The 7982-nt window shown below is 63.7% G+C and carries 6 protein-coding genes; 1 reads left to right on the plus strand and 5 read right to left on the minus strand.

The window, feature by feature from the left end; translation table 11 throughout:
* Nucleotides 1–385 (plus strand): HNH endonuclease (locus tag JF66_RS10530; protein ID WP_231556374.1); only part of this gene is annotated, 385 nt, incomplete at its 5' end.
* 56 nt (nucleotides 386–441) lie between these two features.
* On the opposite strand, the gene JF66_RS10535 is transcribed toward JF66_RS10530, so the two are convergent.
* The 5 genes from JF66_RS10535 to JF66_RS23595 form a co-directional block, all read right to left on the minus strand.
* Nucleotides 442–1632: a Wadjet anti-phage system protein JetD domain-containing protein gene (locus JF66_RS10535; protein WP_051973412.1), complete on the minus strand. Its 1191-nt coding sequence runs from the start codon at nucleotides 1630–1632 to the stop codon at nucleotides 442–444.
* Nucleotides 1632–4988 (minus strand): ATP-binding protein, encoded by a 3357-nt coding sequence (locus tag JF66_RS10540; RefSeq protein WP_081882310.1) that lies wholly within the window; start codon nucleotides 4986–4988, stop codon nucleotides 1632–1634. The genes JF66_RS10535 and JF66_RS10540 overlap by 1 nt, the downstream gene beginning before the upstream one ends.
* Complete coding sequence (locus JF66_RS10545) at nucleotides 4985–5716, minus strand: DUF4194 domain-containing protein (RefSeq protein ID WP_231556375.1); 732 nt, start codon at nucleotides 5714–5716, stop codon at nucleotides 4985–4987. Before JF66_RS10545 ends, JF66_RS10540 begins: the two co-directional genes overlap by 4 nt.
* On the minus strand, nucleotides 5713–7164 hold the full coding sequence (locus JF66_RS10550; protein ID WP_035877694.1) for a DUF3375 domain-containing protein: 1452 nt from the start codon (nucleotides 7162–7164) through the stop codon (nucleotides 5713–5715). Before JF66_RS10550 ends, JF66_RS10545 begins: the two co-directional genes overlap by 4 nt.
* A 140-nt stretch (nucleotides 7165–7304) precedes the next feature.
* Nucleotides 7305–7982, minus strand: a 678-nt coding sequence (locus JF66_RS23595) for a hypothetical protein (protein WP_035877695.1), incomplete at its 5' end; no start/stop codon positions are given.

Consider the following 7982-nt stretch of genomic DNA (forward strand, 5'->3'; position numbering starts at 1 on the left):
TCGGGACTCGCAACTGGCGCGTGAGGTGAAGAAGCTCTATGACTACGAGTGTCAAGTGTGCAAAAAGGCCATCCCGACCTCGACGAATGCTTCCTACGCAGAGGGCGCTCACGTCAGGCCGCTGGGCCGCCCTCATCTTGGTCATGATGCTCTAAGCAACATCCTCTGCCTTTGCCCAAATCACCACACGCAGTTTGACTTGGGTGGGCTCATATTGACCGACGAAATGGAGGCCGTTGAAACACGAACTATGACTCCTATCGCCAGCTTGGACTTCCGCAAACACCACGTTGTCGCGGTCTCGAACGCCAGCTATCACCGAGCACTTTGGCTGGGAGTGCGAGGTGTACCGGGCCACAGTCTTTCCTTGATGCCGTCGGCCTAGCAGCTACATTGCACGCGTGCCAGGATGCGGGAAATCAGACCACCGCAGACCGCTGGCTAGCCTGCTCCGTCTGGCACTCCTGCAGCAGCGTCAACTAATTGCGCGAGCGCGTACCCCGACGCAATCCGCTCCTGCTCAAGCCGCACGTTCCCTTCGGAGCGGATGCGCCCCAGCACCCGATTCTCCGCAGCTGTGAGGTCCGGATAGGTTCCGGCGGCCGGCTTGGGCTCGGGCACCCAGAGATCGCGGTAGGCGATCAGGGTTTCCTCGTCCATGAGCACACTCACAGCTTTGGGGCAGCCCGAGCGCAGCGCGTGCAGGATGGCGAAGCCGTCCGAGTCGAGGTCGCCCCAGTAGATGACGCGACCACCTTGGATCCACGGGATTCTTCCCAGGCGGGGGACCGCATACCCGCCCCCGTGCACGACGACGGCTCCCGACAGATCGGGCATCGCGAACATACTTTCCAGATTCTCGAAGACGAACACCACCCTCGGAGCGATATCGAGCGCGGCAAGTTCCTCCACCGGCGCAATAACGTCGCACAGTCCCCCGGGACGCAGTGCAGGGTCAAGAAAACGAACGCGCACCAGGTTGGGCGCATCGAGCAGCCCGAGCGAGAGCCGGCCGCTGACCGCCGCGTGCAGGCTTTCCACGACCGCTCGGTGTCCCTCGAGCCATTTCGTGTCGATCCCGCGAATGGGCAATTGCCGAATGCGCCAACCGGATGAAGGATGTTCGGCCAGCCACGCCACAACCAGCAGCAGCGTGGCGAAGTCGGGCTCCGCCAACTGTTGCAGCACGCGACCGTTCGAGCGGATGGCGGCTGCGAGGGCATCCGTCGACGCTGCCCGATCTGCGAATGCCCCGCGAATCAGCGCGGCGCGGTCGCGCAGCACACGCCAGTCTCGTTCGGAAGCCGTGCCGGCGAAGGCCGCGATTGCGTCCGCACCTTGAATCAGACAACGTTCGGGCACGGTTTGCGCGCCGATGCTCGACCACTGGCGCCCGCCCCAGGTCACCTCGACGGTCGCGTCTGCTGCATCCGCCCCCAGCCAAGCGTGCACCCACGCGATGGCAGCTCCCTGATCGTCGAGGGCAACCCGCTCGGTAGGCGGGTGCAGCACGATTTCGAGTCGGGCGTCCTCGCCACCGAAGGCTGCCCAGTCACGTTGGTCGGCAAGAAGCTTCTTGAGCGCACGAGCCTGGGCGTCGGCGACAGTCACCATGCAGCGCGGAACAGCCATCAGGCTTTCTCTTCGTCGCGGTAGAGCACAGCGGCCGTTCGCGAATCTTGTCTGGTTGCGTTGGTGATCGACGTGATTCCGCCCACATACGGCTCGATGGTCTGCAGCAGTTTCTCCGGCGTGGCCAGGATCATGTGGAAGCCGAACTCCACGAACACGTCCATCGCCATGCGGGTGTATCGGCTATCTGCCTTATCGAAGGCCTCATCGAGAATGATTGTGGCGTACGAGGGCATGTCGTCTTCGTTAGCCGCGAGCTGGTATCGAAGAGCGGCGGCGAGACAGAAGATCACAAGTTTTTGGCGCTGCCCACCCGAGAGCCCGGCGCTTGAGTCATGCACGTTCATGACCCGTCCGGCCAGGTCTATCTCGCTCGCCATGAACGTCACGTGCTGGCGAGTGTCGAGACACCGTCGGCTCCAGGCCACGTCGGCGTTGTCACCGGAGGCAAGGCGCACCATGAGCCGGTTCAATACGGCAAAGCGCAATTCGGCGGCGGCGAGCGTTTCCTCGCCCCAAGCCCCGTCGACGACGGTCTTGAGATCGGCCATGAACTGCAACACCTCAGGGGTGCGCCTGATTTTGACATCAATGCGCAGGTAGCGTTCCTCGTCGAAGCGCGAGCGCCCCAGTGAAAAATTGACCGGTTCGATGCGATCGGCAATCAGCTTCGGGGCATCACGAATATCTGATGCCAGGTGACCGATCAGCTCACGCGATTTGTCGCGCAAAAGTTTGAGGAAGTTCCCCTCGTGCTCGGGTAAGCCGCGCTCGACGATGCCCGCGAGCAGCATGCGGTAGCCTGCGCGATCGTCGATCGAAGTGGTCAGGTCGCCGGCAGCAGCCGGCCACTTCGCCTTGAACATGCTGGCATGAGCGACGAATTCAGACTCCGCGCGACGGAGCAGAGCCAGAGCGGTGCTCAACTCCTTGTACAGCGCCTCGCTGACTTTTCGACCGATTTCGCCGACGTTGCGGCGGTCGATCTTGCGCAGCACCGAACGGTAGCGCGTCTCGAGCGAAACGATGTCGGCCTCGCTGAGTAGGGCATCCTGGGCACGCCCGTCGAGCTCGTGGATGAGCTCGTTCACCTCCTGAAGGAGCGCTGCGCCCTGGCTGAATTCCAGGGCCTTCGCCCTGGCTACTTGCTCGGCGGCCTGGAAGTGTTCGCGGGCCTGAGTCTCAGTCCCAAGCGCGTCCTGCAGCGGGGCGTTATCGGTAGTCAGCGCCTGCAACTGCCGACGCCGTGCCCGCACCAGCTCGTCGGCAGCCGCCCGGTTGAACTCGGACCAATCCTGGCCGAGAACCCGCTCGAACACGATGCGGCGTTTGGTCGATTCGTCGCGCTTTGACTGCGCCCGCGCGAGCCGGCCGTCCGCCTCCTGGTGACGCCGCTCCGCGTCGCGGCGGCGTTCGAGCAGCAGCTCGATCTTGGCCTCGTTGTCGGCGCCGAGGATCCACTTTGAGCCGTCATCGATGCGGTGACGGTCGTTCTTCTCGTAGCGGCGGGCAGACTTCTTGACCTGACCCCGGACAGTCACACCGCGGTCGACCCGGTCGAGTTCATCGGGGTGCTCGACGCAGGCGTAGTCAAAGTCCGCAGCCGTTCGCTCGAGCAGCCAACTGTGGAATGGCCCGTCACTGATGCGGATTCGATGCAGCAACGAACTAGTGGTGCGGGCAGGCCGCGGTGCACCCGAGATGGCCGGAACGGCCTCGTAGACGAGTCGAGTTTCCAGGTTGCGGGCCTCCACTCGTCGACGCACCTCGTGCACGTAATCGTCGCGAACGAGGAGTGCGCTGGCGAGTGGGAAGAGAACGCGTTCGATCGCGCCGGTCCACGCGTCGAACTGGGGCAGCACTTCGATCAGCTCACCGGCGAAGGGCAAAGCGCCCTCTGTCACACCAAGCTCCACGGCCAGAATTCTGCGGGCTCGCAAAAGCTCGGGGGATAAATTACTCCTGCTGTTGCGCAGCTCTTTCAGCTCTCCGTCGATCGACGTGACTTCACGACCTGCCGCAGAATATTGTTCATTGTCACCGTGCTCATGCGCGGCGGCCGGAGGCGACTCCTCCATGACTCGCCGTGACGATTCCTGGAGCTCGGCGAACTCTTCCTCGTTCTGAGGCGCCGGGTCAACTCCTACGCCCTTTAGCTCCCCCGCGAACCGGGCCCATTGCAGAGCCGTGCTGTTGGCGGCATCAGTGGCGGCCTTGAACCGTTCTTGCGCCTGCGTTGCGTCGCTTCCGCCAAGCTGGAGCGATCTCCGCTCGGCGGCGCGCAGCATCTCGGCGGCGTCGTCCCGCGACGCATCCGTGCGCCTGCACTCCTCGGCCGCCCGCGCTTGCCGTGCCCGCAACGCGCCTCGCTCGTCCTCGGCCAATTTGAGCGTCAATTGGGCCTGAAAGGGGTCGATCAGCGCGCTAAGACGTTCGGCCTCCGCGGCCGTCGCCGCCGCTGATTCGTAGGCGGCGATCGACTTCTCGAGATCGCTGAGGTGTGCGGCCTGCTTACGCAGCTCGACAATGTGCTGGTGTGCCTGGTTGAGTTCGCCGAACTGCTCCACAGCGTTCTTCGCTCGAGCGAAGGTGGCCGGTTCGTCGAGCATGAAGTCCCGGAACAGCTGGTCGAGACTGCCGAGGTTTTTCGCCGACTGGGTTTTGTGCAGCAGGTGCAGTGCATTCAGGCTGTCGATGCCAAGCAGACGCCGCAGCTTGGCATAGAACGGAGCGTGGGAGCCCGTTGTCGTTACGACGGCGTTGGGCCAGGCGCTCTTGATGCGCCGGGCCTCGATGCCGGATGCTACGTGCTCACGAAAATCGAGCAGGCTTACGTCCACCCGGTCGATGAAACAGGCATCCTTCAAGTCACCCTTGTCGACACTCGCCCCACGCAGATGAAACATGCGCGCGAGAGTGATCGGGGCATCCCGTTCGTTCTCGAATCTCAGCAGAATACCGGTCCAGGTGGCGGTCTTGCGCAGGTAGGTGCTCACCGCCCGGTCGAGAGTTTCGTCGGCTTCTTTGCTCCACGCCCCGCGCACATAGCTAACCAAAGTACGGTCGTCGTTGCGGCCCGCGGAGTCCTGCGCGGCGGCGTTGAAGCGCAGCCACCTGTCGGGGGTGAGCACGGTGCCGATCGCGTCGAGAAGTGACGACTTACCCGAGCCGGATGCCCCGGTGAACAGGTGCCCCTTGCGGGCGACATCGATGCGGTGGTGCCCGTCGAAGGTGCCCCAGTTGAGCAGCTCGACTCTGGCCAGGCGCCACTGCCCTGCGTGGATCGGTCCGGTCGCAGTCGGCTTCCCCGCGGCGCCCGGTTCGTCGTCGAGGCCGGTCATCTCGAGCATTGTCATGAGGTCATCTCCTCGGTATGGTCGTCGACCTCAGAATCGTCGATACCACCGACATTCGTGTCGGCATCCGCATCGACAAGAGCGACCGCCCCGCCGCCCGCCGCGATCCTCCGGTACTCGCCGCTGATCGCCGCGATCTGCTCGGCGTCCACGATCAGCCGTAGAACCGGCGAGATCTCAGCCCGGTCCTCGGTGCCGGCTTGATGAATCACCCGCAGCGTGTTCTTCATCTTGAGCCAGGTGGAATTCAGCCGCTTGTTGAAGTCACTCTCGTCGCGGTCAACGGTGCGGTACACGCGCAGCTGCTCAAAGACATCCTCTTGCCCAACGATGACCCGCCCCTCACCTTCGCCCGAGAGCAACATCTGGCGCAGCACGAGCAACATTGCCGTGTCGAGAAAGGTGAGCGCGGAAGTGCGCACGGTGCTCGGCACCGTGAGTTCGGTAGTGCTCACGTTGCGCACGAACGCAAATTCGCCGACCCGGTCAACGACCAGGTCCAGGAATAGCTCGTGCAGTCGCGACCGGATGACGACCTCATTGACGAGAAGCGCTGACCACAGCATGGGGGCCTTCACACCCGAGAGGTAGGGCCCCTTGATCAGCTCGAGAAGCGCCCGACGCGCCTGCTCCCCGATCACGCCGGTGTCTCCCGACCAGAGTGCTGTGGTGAGGTCCGCAATCATGTCAGTGGTGGTAATAATCTCGGTGCCGAAGTCGTCGTTCAAAGCAGTCTCCCCGTAAAGCAGTAGATCGGAATATCGGCGGTGCGGGCGACCTCGTCGGCCCCTCGCCAGCGAACCGTCTCGATACCCTCGACGGTAGCGCCCTGGTTCGCGGCGAGGGTAAGTAGGCCCACAATGCTTGCCACACCCTGGCTGGCCGGATACTGCTCGAGTACCTCGCGCACGGTGCACTGCTCGACCTCAGACAACACCGCGTTCACGTTATCGGTGAGTTCACCGAAGTCGATCTCGGTGGCGCGGGCGAGCGAGCGCAGCGCTTCGAGGTCCGCGACGCCGGCCACATGCTCCACGACCGGAGCGCTGGCATCGAGGTCGGCCGGGTCGTGCAGGCGAATGGCGCCCACACTACCGAGCGCCACTGCCGAGAGCTCGAGGCGCAGTGTCGTGGGCTGGTAGGGCTTGGCGTGCACCGATGCCTCGACGCCGGCGGCCAGGGCCGTACGCAATAGGCCGCGCAGAACACGGTCGCGCTGGTAGTCCTGGGACTGCACGTAGCGGCGCAGCCCTCGAGCAAACGCGGTGATGACCTCGTGGATTTCGCCGCTGTGGTCCTTTAAGGTGCCGATGAACCGGCGCAGGTAGCGGCGCTGCACCGCGGTGAGTTCGCCGGCGAAGTCGCGGTCGAGGACTCGGGCGATGTCGTCGTCGAACGCACTTCCGACGGCGGGGTCCAGCACGAGTGCGCTGAATCCGGCGAAACTGCGGCCCTCGTCGGACTCGCCAATTAGGTCCACGCCTCGGAACACCTCGTTGAGCACGGTGCGCTGGGTGTCGTCGGATTCGACAATTCTGGCCCGCAGATCACGGTTGAGCGTCTCGAACTCAGCGCGCACGCGAGCGAAATCAGAGGGAATCTCCTCGGCTTGGGCGAGGATATCGCGCACGCGTTCTAGCGCGCGAGCTGTGTCGAGCGTATCCAGGGCCCCGGCGTGGATGCGTTCGATTTGCGCGTCGATACGGTCACGCTGCGCGTGCAGTTGTTCGAGCCGCCGGGTGGCATCCGGGTCGGTCTCGATCGCCAGCTGCCCCAGCTGCACGCCGATACTGGCCAGGCGTGATTCCGTGACGGTCTGCCGCGGAACCGAAAGCTGCTCCAGGAAACGGATGGCTCCCAGCGCCCCTGGTGCCAGCTCAAACGTTTCGCCGCGCGCTTCTTCGGCGGGGCGCCGAGTAAGGAAGCCAGATTTGCGCCATTCGGCGCAGTACCCTTGGGCGCTCTGCGGCAGCTCGAACCCGTGTGCGCGCAGCGCCTCGAGATCGTGGTCGAGGCGCTCATAGAGTTCCTCAGTGGGGAGGCGCCGGCTTTCGCCACCGAGATGCTCGCTGAGCAAGGCTGCGATCACAGGTGCGTTGTCGGCCCGCAGTAGCCGCCACGTGGCATCTGTTTCGACGAGCTGTTTGAGGGCGTGGGTCTCGCTTAAAGCAGACACTCGTCAGGCCTCCTTCGTCACTAACAGCGATTGGGCGCAGGAAGAAAGCCCCCGCGCTCATCATGCCGCATTCGGAGACGGTTTCGAGCGAATTCTCCGGCCCCGCGGCGCTCTTGGAGTGGAGTTGAAAGGACGCCGGGCTAAGCACCCGGCAAGATCATCCCCGCCACGATAAGTAGAGCCAGGGATGCAATTAGCGCAGCGGCAGCCCCGAGGAGCCAAACCCGACGGCGTTTGCCCGTCGGAGATCTCATCACCGCCAGGATCGCCGCGAAGACGAGCCCGGCAGCAACGGGCAGGAACGCGAACTGTCTCGGCAACGTATCCAGAGGCAAGAGCCTGTCAGCCCCGTACAACGCCAACACTAGCGCCGGGATTCCTAGACCGAAGGAAGCCACTGCAGCCAACGTATTGAAGTTGGTCTGCGCGTCAGCTTCGCGCGAGCTCGACACAGCGGCGGCTGCGGCAAGTAGCGCATGTAGCGAGATGCACTCGGCGTCGAGCTGACCACGCAGCTCGGTACATTGGCGAATCGCTGCGTCGTGCAGTTTCATCCAAGTTCTGGAAAACTGCGTCGCCGGCACCGCATCGTTGATGATGCCCGGGTCTTGAAGAACACGGTACGAGTGATAAGCGTTCGAGTCTGTGAGGAAGACCCATAGCCCCTCACGGACCGCCTCTCGAGCATTATCCGCGCCCCGGCCAAGAATGATCCCAAGCTGCAGCAGCGAAGAGACAATGGAGCCTTGAGATCCTTCAACGCTCGACTTTGCGCTCGTTTCTGCGAGCTGCAGCTCCAGACCGTAACGAACTTCTCT

The sequence above is a fragment of the Cryobacterium sp. MLB-32 genome, from assembly GCF_000738085.1.
Classification (GTDB): Bacteria; Actinomycetota; Actinomycetes; order Actinomycetales; family Microbacteriaceae; genus Cryobacterium.

Coding starts and splice junctions, on each gene's coding strand:
- JF66_RS10535 (WP_051973412.1), bottom strand. CDS start 1,632: ATGGCTGTTCCGCGCTGCATGGTGACTGTCGCCGACGCCCAGGCTCGT.
- JF66_RS10540 (WP_081882310.1), bottom strand. CDS start 4,988: ATGACAATGCTCGAGATGACCGGCCTCGACGACGAACCGGGCGCCGCG.